This is a genomic window from Mycoplana ramosa (assembly GCF_041930185.1).
In the GTDB taxonomy this organism is placed as follows: domain Bacteria; phylum Pseudomonadota; class Alphaproteobacteria; order Rhizobiales; family Rhizobiaceae; genus Mycoplana; species Mycoplana ramosa.
The window spans coordinates 131,900-146,677 of record NZ_JBHEEW010000003.1; the positions used below are offsets into that span (position 1 = coordinate 131,900).

At 64.3% G+C, this 14,778-nt stretch carries 15 protein-coding genes and 1 riboswitch; of the genes, 3 read left to right on the top strand and 12 right to left on the bottom strand.

Annotated features, from left to right (window positions below):
• The first annotated feature begins 11 nt into the window (after positions 1–11).
• A complete protein-coding gene (gene lhpI / locus JNC62_RS05015) occupies positions 12–1,703 on the top strand; it encodes a cis-3-hydroxy-L-proline dehydratase (protein WP_374836557.1) in 1,692 nt (563 codons plus the stop codon).
• Positions 1,704–1,879: 176 nt separating this feature from the next.
• Here the strand turns inward: lhpI and JNC62_RS05020 are convergent, their stop codons facing one another.
• Positions 1,880–2,911 carry a trans-3-hydroxy-L-proline dehydratase gene (locus tag JNC62_RS05020; protein WP_374836559.1) on the bottom strand — a complete coding sequence of 344 codons (1,032 nt, stop codon included), beginning with the start codon at positions 2,909–2,911 and terminating at the stop codon, positions 1,880–1,882.
• Positions 2,912–3,119: 208 nt separating this feature from the next.
• Here JNC62_RS05020 and JNC62_RS05025 point away from each other — a divergent pair, with 208 nt between their 5' ends.
• Positions 3,120–3,842 carry a GntR family transcriptional regulator gene (locus JNC62_RS05025; RefSeq protein ID WP_374836561.1) on the top strand — a complete coding sequence of 241 codons (723 nt, stop codon included), beginning with the start codon at positions 3,120–3,122 and terminating at the stop codon, positions 3,840–3,842.
• Between the two features lie 37 nt (positions 3,843–3,879).
• Here JNC62_RS05025 and JNC62_RS05030 read toward each other — a convergent pair whose 3' ends face one another.
• From JNC62_RS05030 to JNC62_RS05065, 8 genes are all read right to left on the bottom strand, one after another.
• Positions 3,880–4,767: an NAD(P)-dependent oxidoreductase gene (locus JNC62_RS05030; RefSeq protein WP_374836563.1), complete on the bottom strand. Its 888-nt coding sequence runs from the start codon at positions 4,765–4,767 to the stop codon at positions 3,880–3,882.
• Positions 4,768–4,853: 86 nt separating this feature from the next.
• Positions 4,854–5,870, bottom strand: coding sequence for an aldose epimerase family protein (locus JNC62_RS05035; RefSeq protein WP_374836565.1), 1,017 nt, complete (start codon positions 5,868–5,870; stop codon positions 4,854–4,856).
• A 115-nt stretch (positions 5,871–5,985) separates the two neighbouring features.
• On the bottom strand, positions 5,986–7,173 hold the full coding sequence (locus tag JNC62_RS05040) for a vWA domain-containing protein (protein WP_374836567.1): 1,188 nt from the start codon (positions 7,171–7,173) through the stop codon (positions 5,986–5,988).
• A 5-nt stretch (positions 7,174–7,178) separates the two neighbouring features.
• Positions 7,179–7,628 carry a GNAT family N-acetyltransferase gene (locus tag JNC62_RS05045; RefSeq protein WP_374836568.1) on the bottom strand — a complete coding sequence of 150 codons (450 nt, stop codon included), beginning with the start codon at positions 7,626–7,628 and terminating at the stop codon, positions 7,179–7,181.
• A 4-nt stretch (positions 7,629–7,632) separates the two neighbouring features.
• A complete protein-coding gene (gene metA, locus JNC62_RS05050) occupies positions 7,633–8,556 on the bottom strand; it encodes a homoserine O-acetyltransferase MetA (RefSeq protein WP_374836570.1) in 924 nt (307 codons plus the stop codon).
• Positions 8,557–8,616: 60 nt separating this feature from the next.
• Positions 8,617–8,694: riboswitch (SAM riboswitch) on the bottom strand.
• A gap of 46 nt (positions 8,695–8,740) precedes the next feature.
• A complete protein-coding gene (locus JNC62_RS05055) occupies positions 8,741–9,580 on the bottom strand; it encodes an AAA family ATPase (protein WP_374836571.1) in 840 nt (279 codons plus the stop codon).
• A 119-nt stretch (positions 9,581–9,699) separates the two neighbouring features.
• Positions 9,700–10,425 carry a beta-ketoacyl-ACP reductase gene (locus tag JNC62_RS05060; protein ID WP_374836573.1) on the bottom strand — a complete coding sequence of 242 codons (726 nt, stop codon included), beginning with the start codon at positions 10,423–10,425 and terminating at the stop codon, positions 9,700–9,702.
• 103 nt (positions 10,426–10,528) lie between these two features.
• Positions 10,529–11,710, bottom strand: a complete 1,182-nt coding sequence (locus JNC62_RS05065) for an acetyl-CoA C-acetyltransferase (protein ID WP_374836575.1) — start codon at positions 11,708–11,710, stop codon at positions 10,529–10,531.
• A 338-nt stretch (positions 11,711–12,048) separates the two neighbouring features.
• On the opposite strand from JNC62_RS05065, the gene phaR reads away from it, so the two are divergent.
• Positions 12,049–12,627, top strand: a complete 579-nt coding sequence (gene phaR, locus JNC62_RS05070; protein WP_374836577.1) for a polyhydroxyalkanoate synthesis repressor PhaR — start codon at positions 12,049–12,051, stop codon at positions 12,625–12,627.
• 120 nt (positions 12,628–12,747) lie between these two features.
• On the opposite strand, the gene rpmF is transcribed toward phaR, so the two are convergent.
• From rpmF to mtgA, 3 genes are all read right to left on the bottom strand, one after another.
• Positions 12,748–12,933 carry a 50S ribosomal protein L32 gene (rpmF, locus tag JNC62_RS05075; protein ID WP_097137963.1) on the bottom strand — a complete coding sequence of 62 codons (186 nt, stop codon included), beginning with the start codon at positions 12,931–12,933 and terminating at the stop codon, positions 12,748–12,750.
• Positions 12,934–13,204: 271 nt separating this feature from the next.
• Positions 13,205–13,852 (bottom strand): glutathione S-transferase family protein, encoded by a 648-nt coding sequence (locus JNC62_RS05080; protein ID WP_374836579.1) that lies wholly within the window; start codon positions 13,850–13,852, stop codon positions 13,205–13,207.
• 73 nt (positions 13,853–13,925) lie between these two features.
• Positions 13,926–14,753 carry a monofunctional biosynthetic peptidoglycan transglycosylase gene (mtgA, locus tag JNC62_RS05085; RefSeq protein ID WP_374836581.1) on the bottom strand — a complete coding sequence of 276 codons (828 nt, stop codon included), beginning with the start codon at positions 14,751–14,753 and terminating at the stop codon, positions 13,926–13,928.
• Positions 14,754–14,778 lie beyond the last annotated feature (25 nt).

The window sequence follows — 14,778 nt, forward strand, 5'->3', positions numbered from 1 at the left end:
GGAACTGCCGAATGAACTCTCAGACGCCCGCCCAAAGCATCCTTGGCGGCGTGGCCGAAGGTCGCGTCGTGGCCACACCGGAGGCATTGAGCTTCTGGGGTGGCGTTGATCCGGCGACCGGCGCCGTCATCGATGTTCACCATCCGCTCCACGGCCAGTGCCTGACGGGCGCCATACTGATGATGCCGTCGAGCCGAGGCTCCTGTACCGGATCCGGTGTGCTGCTCGATCTCGTGCTCACCGGACGGGCGCCGGCGGCGCTGGTGTTCTCCGAAGCCGAGGACGTGTTGACCCTCGGTGCGCTGATTGCATCGGAAATGTTCGGCAAGCCGCTGCCGGTCCTGCGTGTTGCGCCAGATGCCTATGCGGCGTTGTCGCGCGCAAAGACGGCACGGATCAGCGACAGCACCATCGAGGCCGAAGGCCTGACGATTCCGGTCAGCCCGCCGGCCACCGCGGCGCTCGACCTGACCGATGCCGATCGCGCGATGCTGGAAGGACAGCAGGGCGTGGCGGTCCAGCAGGCGATGCGCATCATCTGCGCCATGGCGGCGCAGCAGGGCGCGCGCAGTCTTGTGGACGTCTCGCAGGGGCACATTGATGGCTGCATCTACGCCAGTCCCGCGAACCTGACCTTTGCCGAGAAAATGGCCGACATGGGCGCGCAGGTCCGTGTACCGACGACGATGAACGCCATTTCCGTCGATCGCGCCAACTGGCAGGCGCAAGGGGTGCCGCATGCGTTCGGCGACCCGGCGGCGCGCCTCGCCGATGCCTATGTCCGCATGGGGTGCCGGCCGACCTTTACCTGCTCGCCCTATCTGCTCGACAGCGCACCGCAAGCGGGTGAATCGATTGCCTGGTCTGAATCCAATGCCGTGATCTTCGCCAATACCGTGCTCGGCGCGCGCACGGCGAAGCATCCCGATTTCCTCGACCTCTGCATCGCCCTGACCGGGCGGGCGCCGCTGTCCGGCGTCTACCTCGACGCGCACCGCAAGGCGCGGCGCGTCATCGACGTGGAGTTGCCAGAGCGCGTGGATGATGCGTTCTGGCCGCTGATCGGTTATCTCGCTGGCCGGGCTGCCCCCGACCGCATCCCGCTGCTGCGCGGGCTGGCCTCGGCGCGGCCGTCGCGCGATGACCTCAAGGCGCTTTGTGCCGCCTTTGGCACCACCTCCGCCGCACCGATGCTCCATATCGAGGGGGTGACGCCGGAGGCCGAGGGTGCCGCCGCCGCCGATGCCGATCGTGTGAACATCAGCCGCAGCGACATGGCGGCCGCCTGGATGCAGTTGAACGACGGTCCGGAAGAGGTAGAACTCATTGCCATCGGAAGCCCGCACGCCTCGCTTGAGGAATGCCGCGCGCTCGCCGATGCGCTCGCCGGCGGAAAATGCCAAGCGGGCGTGGCGGTGATCGTCACGGCTGGCAACCAGGTGATCGCCGATGCCAAGCGCGACGGCACCTTCGCCCGGCTGCAGGACAGCGGCGTGCAGGTCTTGCCCGATCTCTGCTGGTGTTCGATCTCCGAACCGGTGTTCCCGACGCGCACCCGGGCGGTGATGACCAATTCCGGCAAATACGCCCACTATGGCCCGGGCCTGTCCAACCGTGCCGTGCGGTTCGGCAGCCTTGCCGATTGTGTGGTGGCCGCCCAGTCAGGCAGGGTCCCCGTCAAGCTGCCGGAATGGCTGGCCTGACGCCAAACCGGTCCGTCGACGCAGACAGCGCGTCGCGATCGTTCAGATCCGCCCGACGCGCTTGAATTCTTGTCTTCCACATGTCCCGTTTCCGGCCTTGCAGCGGCCGCGAGAAGACCTCTCGCGGCCGCTGTGACGGCGCCGCCCGCAGACCGGCGCGGCACCGCGGGAGCGTGCTATTGCTTGCGCGGCCAGGTGTCGGCCAGGCGGTAGCCGGCCGGCCACGGGTCGTCCGGATCGAGCATCACCTGGCTGGTGCCGGTGATCCAGGCCCGGCCGGAGATTTCCGGCACGATCGCCGGCCGGCCGCCGACGGTGGTTTCGCCGACGATGCGGCAGTCAAAGCGCGAATCGATGATCGAATAGCCGGAGAAGCTCTGGCCGAGCTTGATCTGGCCGCGGGCGTGCAGCACGGCCATACGGGCTGAGCAGCCGGTGCCGGTCGGCGAACGGTCGAGCTTTGCCGGCTGGATGACGACCGTGTTGCGCCCGTGAAGCGCGCCATCGCGTTCTTCCACCGGCAGCGTCAGCTGGCAGAACGAGATGTGGTTCCACTCCGGGTTTTCCGGATGGGTGAAGCCAAGCTGTTCGTTGGCGGCCTTGGTGATGCGGATGCCGGTCTCGGCCAGCTCGCGCGCCTCGTCCGGCGTCACGGAAAAGCCGAGCGCACGGGCATCGGCGATGACGAAACTGTCGCCGCCATAGGCGGTGTCGACCGTCAAGGTTCCAAGGCCTTCCACTTCGAGCTTGGCATCGAGCTTGTCGGCAAAGGACGGTACGTTGGTGACCGTGATGCGCTCGGCCTTGCCGTTGCGGCAGGTGGCGACCACGTCCACCAATCCGCCGGGAGCCTCCAGGACCATCCGCGTTTCCGGCTCGACCATCGGCACGATGCCACTGTCGAGCAGCACCGTCGACACGCAGATCGAATTCGAGCCGGACATCGGTGGCGTGTCCTCCGGCTCCATGATGATGAAGCCCATGGTGGCCCGCGGATCCTTCGGCGGCACCAGCAGGTTGATGTGGCGGAAGACGCCGCCGCGCGGCTCGTTCAGCACGAAGTTGCGCAGGCCCTGGTCCTCCGCGATGAAGCGGCGCTGCTCCCACACGGTCTTGCCGGGTGGGGGGGCGACGCCGCCGACGATGACGTCGCCGACTTCGCCTTCGGCGTGACAGGAAACGATGTGGATGACCTTGCTGCTGCGCATACGTCCGACTCCTCATTTACGGCGCGCCCCGACCCGATAGGCATGTTCGCCGAGATCGGTGACGGTTTCGAGATCCGTGCCATCAGCCGTCTGATCACGGCCGGGCCGGCGAGATCACTCATAGAAATATTGGATCCAATATACAATATATGCGGCGATAAAACCTTTCGCCGTCAGGGCTCTGTTGCCCGTGTGGCGGATTGGACCTATGACCGAAGCGCGGCAGTCGCGGACGCTGCCCTTTCGCAAACCGGGGTTTGGACACATGAAGCTCGATGCCGTCGATGTCAGGCAAGCCGCATCAGCGGCCGATATCGTTTATGAGGCATTGCGCAAGGCCATCATCGAGGGGGAACTGGCTGAAGGCCAGAACCTGCGGCAGGATCAGATCGCGCAGATGTTCAACACCAGCCGCATCCCCGTGCGCGAGGCACTTTCCCGGCTCGAGCAGGAGGGGCTGATCACGACGCAGCGCTACAAGGGCGCGGTGGTCGCCGGCCTGTCGATCGAGGAGATCGAGGAGATCTTCGAATTCCGCGCAATGCTGGAGGCCGAGGTGATGCGCCTGGCCGTGCCCAATATGGATCGACGGACGCTCGACGCGGCACGGGCGTATTGCAAGGAGTTCGGGCGCGAGCCCGACCCGGCCAAATGGGGCGAGACAAACCGTCGGTTTCACTACAGCCTCTACGAGGCCGCCCGCCGGCCCTATTATCTGCAGATCGTCCGCGGTTCGCTTGATCGCATCGATCGATATCTGCGGGCGCAACTCAGCCTGACCGACGGTGTGCAGCGGGCCAAGCGCGAGCATGAGGCGATCCTCGAAGCATGCCTTGCGGGGGACGCCGAACTCGCCTCCCGTCTGACACGCGACCACGTGCTAGATGCGGGGCGCTCGCTGGTCGTCTTTCTGCGCGAGGAGAGGTCCTGACCGGAGAAATCCCAGTTCTCCCGAAGCTCTGTCTCGTTTACCTGACCCCGTTCGCCTCGGCGACGAAGTCGGACAGCATCGGCACATAGTCCTCGCCGCGGCCAGCGTTGACGGCTTGGGCGAAGGCGTTGCGCACGGCCGCCCCGACCGGATTGGCCACGCCTGCCGCGTTGGCGAACGCGGTCAGGTAGCTCATGTCCTTGAAACCGTTGCGGATCGCGAATTTGTGGGCGTTCGGATCGCGCTCCAGAACCCAGCGAAAGAAGGTCTGGTAAAACCCGCAATCCATTCGCCCGCCGCGGATGACGCTGTCGAAGGTGTCCGCTGTCAGCCCGGCCTTGCGGCCAAGCATGAGCGCTTCCGAATAGAGCGCGGCATAGCCCATCGACAGGAAATTGTTGAGAAGTTTCATCGTATGGCCGGTGCCGGTCGGGCCGGTATGGATGACGCGGCCGGCAAAGCAGTCGAGGATCGCACGAACCCCGGCGACGTCCGCATCGGTTCCGCCGACCATCACGTCCAGCGTGCCGGCGGCGGCATCGGCCGGCGTGCGGCCGAGCGGCGCGTCGATCAGCGTGATCCCCTTCTCCGCGAGCCGTGCGGCAAGCGCGGTGGTGACGGAGGGATCGGAGGTGGAGCAGTCGATGATCGTGAGCGGCCGGCCGGCAGAGGCGATCCCGTCATCCCCTTCGACGACGGCCACGACTTCGGGCGAACCGGTGACGCAAAGAACGATGACGTCACAGCGCACGGCCATCTCGCGGGGTGACTTTGCCTCGGTCGCTCCCTTGGCGACCAACGCCTCGAGCGGCACGCGATTGCGATGCGCCATGCCCACCAGCGGATAGCCTTTGGCCAGAATGTTCGCCGCCATGCCTTGGCCCATCATGCCGAGCCCGACGAAGCCCACGGTTCGCTTCTCCATCGCCGTCTTCCTTTCACCACCGGACACACGCCGGCCGTGAGCATAGCAGCCGGTATGATCGAAGCGTAGAGCGGACGATCGGTCCGTCAGCTCTTCATGAACACGTAATCGGTTTCCTGCCGCAACGTTTCGCCGGGGCGAAGCACGGCCTTGGGAAAGCCGGCATGGTTGACCGCATCGGGCCAGATCTGCGTTTCCAGGCAAAAGCCGGCAAAAGGGCCGTACCGCCGCCCCTCGAGACCGGGCACCGGCACGTTGAGCTTCGAGCCCGTGTAGAACTGCACGCCCGGCTCCGTCGTCCGCACCTCCAGCGACACGCCGGAATTGATGCTGCGCGCGAGCGCAACCGAGGTCTTGGCCCGGCGTTCGGGGGCCAGGCAGAAGTTGTGATCGAACGTGACGCCGCCGGCTTCGCTCTGTCGCCGCATCGGCGTCATCGTGCGCAGGTCGAACGGCGTTCCGTCAACCGCACGGATGTCTCCGGTCGGAATGAGGCGCCCGTCGACGGGCAGGTAGTGATCAGCGGCGATCATGATGTCATGGGCGAGGGCATCGTCTCGGCCGTCCAGGTTGAAGTAGCTGTGCTGGCAGAGGTTGGCGATCGTGGGGGCGTCGCTCGTCGTTTCGTAGAGGACCGAAAGCGTGCCTTCGCCGCTCAGCCGATAGCGACAGGTGATCGTGCAATTGCCGGGGTAGCCGGCGCGGCCGTCAGGGTCGACGATCCGCAGCAGAACGTGGCTTTCCGACTGCTCCACGATCTGCCAGTTGCGCTTTGCGATGCCGTCGCTGCCGCCATGAAGGTGCGTGACCCCCTTCTCGTTCAGTTCCAGCTGGTAGGCGTTGCCGTCGATCTCGAAGCGTCCGTCGCCGATGCGGTTGGCGTTGCGGCCGGGCGTGGCGCCGAAATAGGACGAATGCGCCAGGTAGTCCGGCAACCGCTCGAAGCCGAGCACGAGCGGCGCTTGATGGCCTTGCAGACGCAGATCCTGGATGACCGCGCCCCAGGTGAGGACGTGCGCCCGCAAACCGCCGCCGGAGATCGAGATCCGGTAGACCGGTTCGCCCGTCGCCAGGCTGCCGAACGGTTCGTTATCCGCGCGCATTCACTCGTCCTCCCCGACCTGCCACCTTGCATGGCTCATCAGGTTGTGGCCCCGTCCCATCCGAAAATCGCGGCAAGACCGGAGCATCCAGAGAACCATTGGTTAGGCGCGCTCGTCAACGGGACAGTTCCTTCGTCGCCGATTGCAGCCCGGCAAGGGTCAGCGGGAACATGCGGCCGTGCATCAGGCGGCCGATCAGCTCGGTCGACTGGGTGTAGCGCCAGTGCTCCTTCCGCACCGGATTGAGCCAGATCGCCCGGGGAAAATGCTCGGTGATCCGCGTCAGCCAGACCGCGCCGGCCTCCTTGTTCCAGTGCTCGACGGAGCCGCCCGCATGGGTGATCTCGTAGGGGCTCATCGCCGCATCGCCGACGAATATCACGCGATAGTCGCTGCCGTAGGTGCGGATCAGCTCGAGCGTCGGCGTGACGTCGGTGCGCCGGCGGCGGTTGTCCTTCCACACGCCCTCGTAGACGCAGTTGTGAAAGTAGAAATGCTCCAGGTGCCGAAACTCGGCCCGCGCCGCCGAAAAGAGCTCCTCGACGGTGCGGACATGCGAGTCCATCGAGCCGCCGGCGTCGAAGAACATCAGCAGCTTCACCGCGTTGCGCCGCTCGGGTCGGGTGACGACGTCGATATAGCCGTGCTGGGCGGTGGAGCGGATCGTGCCGGGCAGGTCGAGTTCGTCCGCCGCTCCGTCGCGCACCCAGCGCCGCAGCCGCTTCAACGCGACCTTGATGTTGCGCGTGCCGAGTTCGACAGCGTCGTCGTAGTCCCGGAATTCGCGCCGGTCCCAGACCTTGACGGCCCGGCGATGCCGGGAGCCGTCCTGACCGATGCGCACGCCCTCCGGATTGTAGCCGAACGCGCCAAAGGGGGAGGTGCCGGCCGTGCCGATCCATTTCGAGCCGCCCTGGTGGCGTCCCTTCTGTTCGGCAAGACGCCGGCGCAGGGTCTCCATGAGCTCGTCGAAGCCGCCGAGGCTGTCGATCAGACGCTTTTCTTCGTCCGTCAAGTATCGCTCGGCCAGCTTCCTTAGCCACGCTTCGGGAATATTGACGTCGATCTGTTCCGGTGCCGCGCCCGAGACTGCCTCAAGCCCCTTGAAGGTCTCGGCAAAGACCCGGTCGAAGCGGTCGATGAAGCGTTCGTCCTTCACCAGCGCGCTGCGGGCCAGGTAGTAGAAGGCCTCGACGTCGAAGTCGGCAATGCCGGCTTCCATGCCTTCCAGCAGCGACAGGAATTCCCGCAGCGTGACCGGAACCTTTGCGGCCCTGAGCGCGAGGAAGAACGGGATGAACATGGCCGTCAGCGGTTCTTCTGGTAGATGATGAACGGCGTCTTCTCGGCGATGCGGTCATAGAGGCGGCGCGCGGTGGCGTTGAATTCCTGCGTCATCCAGTAGACCTCCGGCGTGCCAACTTCGGCGGCCCTTGCATAGACCGCCTCGATCAGCGCCCTGCCGATGCCGGTGCCGCGCACTTGCGGATCGGCGTAGAGATCCTGCAGGTAGCAGACATTGTTGATCGTCCAGCAGGAGCGATGGAAGAGATAGTGGGCCAAGCCGACCGGCTTGCCGTCGAGAACGGCCAGCAGACCGGCGAACTCGTTGGCGCCGTCGCCGGTCAACCGGGTGAAGGTCGATCGGTAGACGTCTTCCGGGAGCACGGTCTCGTAGAAGGCGAGGTAGGCCGTCCAAAGGCTGCGCCATGCAGCCTCGTCGTCAGTCGCAACAGGTCTGATCACGAGGCGGCTCATGCGCTCATCCTTCCTTGCCGATCATCTCCAGATCATACGGTGTCGTCTGGTACATCTCGTTGATCCAGTTGCCGAACAGAAGATGCGCATGGCTGCGCCAGCGGTTCAAGGGGGCGTTGGCGGGATCGTTGTGAGGAAAGTAATTCTTCGGCATCTTGATCGGCACGCCGGCGTCGACGTCGCGGAAATACTCGTCGGCGAGCGAGGTCGAGTCGTACTCGACGTGATTGAAGACATAGAGACGCTTGCCGGCCTTCTCCTGCACGAAACAGACGCCGGTCTCGTCCGATTCCATCAGGATTTCCAGGTCCGGGCACTTGCGGATGTCTTCCGCGCGCACCTCGGTCCAGCGCGAGACGGGGATCTGGAAGTCGTCGGAAAAGCCGTTGAGGAAGACGGAGGAGGGGTTGCGGTTGTGATGGCGGAAGACGCCGAACGCCTTCTCGTCGAGCGTGTACTTCGGCACGCCGTGGAAGTGGTAGATCGCCGCCATCGCCCCCCAGCAGACGTTCAGCGTCGAGTGGACGTTCGTCTCGGTCCAGTCGAAGATCTGCTTCATCTCGTCCCAATAGGTGACGTCCTCGTAGTCGAGCGTCTCGATCGGCGCGCCGGTGATGATGAAGCCGTCGAACTTGCGGTGCTTGATGTCCTCCCACGTGTCGTAGAAGGCGAGCAAGTGCTCCTCCGGCGTATTCTTCGCCCTGTGGCCGCCGATGCGCACCAGCGACAGTTCCACCTGCAACGGCGACGCGCCGACGAGGCGGGCCATCTGGATCTCGGTCTTGATCTTGTTCGGCATGAGGTTGAGCAGCCCGATCTGCAGCGGGCGAATGTCCTGGCGGACGGCCACCGTCTCGGTCATCACCCGCACGCCCTCGTGAACGAGGGTTTCGAAAGCAGGCAGCGTATCGGGAATCTTGATGGGCATGGGCTCACTCGATCAAAACAAAAAAACCGGCGGCGACATCATCGCAACCGGTCCACGGAAGTCCCTCTTCTCGCGGCCCTTTAGCGACTTGTTTTACGTGGCTGCAAGCCGGCCGGCCAAATCACCACGGGGAGCGCCATAGATAACGCCTGCGCGGCTGAGAATCAATCACGCATGGTCTTTGTCAGCCGTCGCGCCGGGCCATGAAGGCCAGCCGCTCGAACAGGTGCACGTCCTGCTCGTTCTTCAGCAGGGCGCCGTAGAGCTTCGGCAGCATCGTCTTGGGATCGGTGCGCAGATCGGCAGGCTCCACGTCGTCGGCCACGAGCAGCCGGATCCAGTCGAGCGCTTCGGACGTGGATGGCCTCTTCTTCAGCCCCGGCGTTTCGCGGATATCGAAGAAGGTGGAAAGGGCGGCCGAGAGCAGCGACTTGCGGATGCTGGGATAATGGACCTCGACGATGCGCGACAGCGTGTCCTGGTCGGGGAAGCGAATGTAGTGGAAGAAGCAGCGGCGCAGGAAGGCGTCCGGCAGTTCCTTCTCGTTATTGGAGGTGATGATGACGATCGGGCGGTTGGCCGCGGCAATGGTCTCGCTCGTCTCATAGACGTGGAACTCCATGCGGTCGAGTTCCTGCAAAAGGTCGTTGGGAAACTCGATGTCGGCCTTGTCGATCTCGTCGATCAGCAAGACCGTCTTTTTCGGCGCCTCGAAGGCCTGCCAGAGCTTGCCCTTGCGGATATAGTTGCGCACGTCGTTGATGCGCGTGTCACCGAGCTGGCTGTCGCGCAGGCGCGAGACAACGTCATATTCGTAAAGGCCCTGCTGGGCCTTCGTCGTCGACTTCACGTTCCATTCGATGAGGTCGAGGCCGAGGGCAGCGGCCACCTGCCGGGCGAGCTCTGTCTTGCCGGTGCCGGGCTCGCCCTTGACGAGCAGCGGCCGCTCCAGCCGGATCGCCGCGTTGACGGCAACCATCAGGTCCTTGTCGGCGACATAGTCGGCTGTTCCGGTAAACTGCATGCCTCTGCCCTGCTGCTGTTTCTGCAGGGTCATCTAAGGGATGGTGGCAGGTCCGTAAAGGGGAGACGGCGCCAACACCGGTTGACGACGATGGCGCCGTGATCCCTGTCAGGGAAGCTCTAGACCACGAACTGCCCGCCATTGGCCGAGATGGTCGAACCGGTGATGAAGCCGGCATCGTCGGATGCGAGGAAGAGGACGCAGCGGGCGATCTCTTCCGGCTCGCCCAGGCGCCCGACCGGAATCTGCGGGATGATGCGTTCGTTCAGAACCTTTTCCGGCACGGCGCGGACCATTTCGGTGCCGATATAGCCGGGGCAGATGGCATTGACGGTGATCCCCTTGGCAGCCCCCTCCTGGGCCAGCGCCTTGGTGAAGCCGAGATCACCTGCCTTGGCCGCCGAATAGTTCACCTGCCCCATCTGGCCCTTCTGGCCATTGATGGAGGAGATGTTGATGATCCGGCCGAAACTGCGGTCGCGCATACCCGTCCAGACCGGATGGGTCATGTTGAAGAGGCCGGTCAGGTTGGTGTTGATGACCTCGCTCCATTGCTGCGGCGTCATCTTGTGGAACATTGCATCGCGGGTGATGCCGGCGTTGTTGACGAGCACCCCGATCGGGCCGAGGTCGGCCTCGACCTTGGCGATTCCTTCCGCGCAGGCGTCGTAGCTCGAGACGTCCCACTTGTAGACGGAAATGCCGGTTTCAGCCTTGAAGGCGTTGGCGGCCTCATCGTTGCCGGCGTAGGTGGCGGCCACCTTGTAGCCGGCCCGCTTGAGCGCCGTTGAAATGGCCGCGCCGATGCCGCGCGTGCCGCCAGTGACCAATGCTACCCTGCTCATTTGCACTCCCCCCTAGACGTTTTTCGTTGGGCCTCCGAGTGGCGCCGGAAGCGCCACCCTTGAATGCGATGCGCGGCGGATGCCGGCCAATGGTGGCAGGCGCTTACATTCGTTCCACGCACATGGCGACGCCCATGCCGCCGCCGATGCAGAGCGTCGCCAGGCCCTTGGAAACGCCGCGGCGCTTCATCTCGAACAGAAGCGTATTGAGGACGCGCGCGCCGGAGGCGCCGATCGGATGGCCGATGGCGATCGCGCCGCCATTGACGTTGACGATCGAGGGATCCCAGCCGAGGTCCTTGTTGACGGCGCAGGCCTGGGCGGCAAACGCCTCGTTGGCCTCGACGAGGCCGAGATCGCCAACCTTCCAGCCTGCCTTTTCCAGCGCCTTGCGGGAGGCCGGGATGGGGCCGGTTCCCATGATCTTCGGATCGACGCCGGCGGTCGCCCAGGAGACGATGCGGGCCAGCGGCTGGATACCGCGACGCGCGGCTTCGGCTTCACTCATGAGAAGAGCTGCCGCCGCGCCGTCATTGATGCCGGAGGCATTGGCGGCCGTCACCGTGCCGTCCTTGTCGAAGGCCGGTTTCAGCTTCGCCATCGAATCGAGCGTTGCGCCATGGCGGATATACTCGTCGCTGTCGACGATGATGTCGCCCTTGCGGGTCTTGACGGTGAAGGGAACGATCTCGTCCTTGAAGTGGCCCGCCTTCTGCGCGGCTTCCGCCTTGTTCTGCGACGCGACGGCAAAGGCATCCTGTTCCTCGCGCGACAGCTGCCACTGCCGGGCGACGTTCTCCGCCGTGATGCCCATGTGGTAGCCGTAGAAGGCGTCGGTCAGGCCGTCCTTGATCATCGTGTCGATCATCTTCAAGTCGCCCATCTTCACGCCGCCGCGCAGATGGGCGCAGTGCGGCGCCATCGACATCGATTCCATGCCGCCGGCGACGATGATGTTCGCGTCACCGGTTGCGATCTGCTGCATGCCGAGGGCAACGGCTCGCAGGCCGGAGCCGCAGAGCTGGTTCATGCCCCAGGCGGTCTTCTCCTGCGGCACGCCGGCCTTCATCGCCGCCTGGCGTGCCGGGTTTTGGCCTTCGCCGGCGGGCAGGACCTGACCGAGGATGACCTCGTCCACCTCGCTTGCGGAAACGCCGGCACGCTCCAGGACCGCCGCGATCGCCGCCGCGCCAAGCTCATGGGCGGGCGTGTTGGCGAAGGCGCCGTTGAAGGAGCCGACGGCGGTGCGGGCCGCGCTCGCGATGACGATGGACGAAGTGCTCATGGGGTCTTTTCCTCGCTCTTTCGCCCCACGACCGGTGCGCCGCAGCATGCGGCGCTTCCCGGCGCGGGGAAACCCTTCCGGTTGCGCGCCGGCCCGAACGACCTTGCAGTGCAACCACCTCAGGGCAAAACTGACAAAGCTTCGGTGGAGAGTCAAACGCGTTGTCGACGCCTTCGTCCATGCCTCAGCCCATGCTGCAGCTGTTGTGCAAGCGCGCCAAAAATTGTTGCGCAGCATTTTTTCCACTGCAGTGCACAATTGGATTGTCATGCCATGATTTTTGCGGATACTCGCAGCGACCAGCAAGCGATTGGAAATGCGGGGATGAGGAGACCCAGATGGCCAAGAACGACGGTCAGATCACGATCAAGAAATATGCAAACAGGCGGCTCTACAACACGGGCACGAGCACCTACGTGACGCTCGACGACCTCGCGGTGATGGTGAAGAAGGGGGAGAACTTCATCGTTCAGGACGCGAAATCCGGCGACGACATCACCCATTCGGTGTTGACACAGATCATCTTCGAGCAGGAATCGAAGACCGGCAACACGCTTCTGCCGATCTCCTTCCTGCGGCAGCTTATCGGCTTCTACGGCGATCAGATGCAGATGGTGGTTCCGAGCTACCTCGAGCATTCGATGCAGGCGTTCACCGAGCAGCAGTCGCAGATGCGCGAGCAGATGAACAAGGCCTTCGGCGACACGCCGCTCGGCAAGAACCTGCAAGTGCCGATGCAACTGGTGGAAGAGCAGGTGCGCCGCAACACCGAGATGTTCCACAAGGCGATGCAGATGTTCTCGCCCTTCATGAGCGCGCCGCCGCCGAAGGAAACGAAGAAGGCCGAGGCCAAGGATATCGACGAGTTGAAGGAGCAGCTCCGCGCGCTGCAGTCGAAGCTGGACAATCTGGGCTGACGCCGCCCGAAGGTGTGGAGCAAAGCCGGACGACCAGACGAATCGCTCCCGACTTGGATATGGGCAAAGAAAAGGGCCGGACGATGCCGGCCCAATTTCATTGTCGAAGGATGGAAGCGGTTACGCGCTTTCCTTCGGCGTCAGCACCTGACGGCCGCGGTACATGCCCGTCTTCAGGTCGATGTGGTGCGGGCGGCGCAGTTCGCCGGAGTTCTTGTCTTCGATGTAGCTCGGAGCCTTCAGGGCGTCGGCGGAGCGGCGCATGCCGCGCTTGGACGGGCTCGTTTTTCTTTTCGGTACAGCCATTTCACTACTCCACTGAACGGGCAAACACGTCCCAGGCCACTCAAAATGGCCGAAAAAGACATGCATCTATCTCGGAAATTTGCCGGGCTTATACATGGCAAAAACCTGCTTGACCAGTCCCTGCACGGATTTTTTCGCGAAACCCGCAGCTCGTTCGTTCGCGGCAAGCCTGCCGTTCGGGCGGCGCGCCAGGGTTGCCTTCCGTGGCTGGTTTGGAGGGGCCATCCGTTACCAAGCGGCGGTGCCGGCGGTGCCGCGCCAGATGGTCGTCTCAGGCCTCGTCCTCCGGCACGGTCCAGGGTTCGGCCAGCGCGGCTGCTTCCCACTTCTTCCAGGCGGGATGGGCCATGATGCGATCCATATAGGCCAGCAAACTGTGGTCGGTCGTCAGACGGTAGGCATGGAAGCGGTTGACGACGGGGGCATACATCGCGTCGGCCGCGGAAAAGGGGCCGAACAGGAACGGGCCGCCCCAGCGCTGCAGTGCATCGCGCCAGGTCGCTTCGATCCGCGCAACGTCGTCCATCACCCCGTCCGGCAGGTCGATTGCGCGCGGTGGTCTGCGGATGTTCATCGGGCAGGCGTTGCGAAGCGCCTGGAAGCCGGCGAGCATCTCCATCGAGACGGAACGGGCCTGTGCGCGGGCTTCGCGATCCTGCGGCCAGATGCCGGCGTCGGGGTAGAGTTCGGCGACATACTCTATGATCGCCAAGGACTCCCACACCCGCACCTTGCCGTGATGCAGCACGGGCACGCGGCCGGTCGGCGAGAGTTCCTTGTAGGCGGGATTGCCGGCGGCGAAATCGAACGGGATCACCCGATCGGAAAAGGGAATGCCGGCGGCCTCCATTGCGATCCAGGGGCGGAGGGACCAGGACGAATAGTTCTTGTTGCCGATATAGAGCACGAGGTCGGGCATGGAGGCTCCCTGTGATGGTTTGGGCCTCACTCTAGAATTGCCGGCCGCTCAGCACCAATGAAAAGGCCTGAATTCAATCATAAAGGCATCTGATGTATTCGCCCGAGCGGCTGGCCCGGCGCTCGATCACGTTGGCGAGCCGCTTCAGGCCGCGACCCGGCTTGCCGGCGTTACGGTCGATCGGATTGGGCAGTGACACCGCAAGCAGCGCCGCCTGACGCCGCGACAGCCTCTTGGCGGGCACGTTGAAGTGGTGCTGGGCGGCGGCCTCGATCCCGTAGATGCCCGGTCCCCATTCGGCGATGTTGAGGTAGATTTCCATCAGCCGGCGCTTGCTCCAGACGATGTCGGCGGCAACGGCAAGCGGCAACTCCAGCCCCTTGCGCACGAAGGAGCGCCCGTTCCAGAGATAGAGATTCTTGACCGTCTGCATCGGGATCGTGCTCGCCCCGCGGGTGGCCTCACCCTGCAGCGCGTTGTTGACGACGCCGCGCATCTGGTTCCAGTCGACACCGTCATGGGCGCAGAACTGACCGTCCTCCGACATCATCACCGATTGCACGAGGACCGGGGCGATGTCGTCGAAATCGACCCATCGGCGGTCGTAGCCCTGCAGCGTGACGAGATCCCGCAGCATCAGCGTGGAAACGGGATGAACGAAGCCGACGGCATAGACCGGAATCAGGAGGTAGGGCAGGGCCAGCAGCGCGATCACGACGAGCACCGCCTTTTTCCAGCCACGCCTCATCCGCCGGATCACGCCCCTGTCCTCGCCAGGGCCGGTTTTCGTGGCGTCGAGCTGCTGCCTGGCATTCAGTTGCGCCTCAACGCGGGTTTCCGGTGCAATCTCCAAAGGCCGGTGTCCGTCCTCTCGCTGTTCCGGGCTTTCATACCGTTGCATCGGCGGGTTTGCCAGTGGTTGCAGA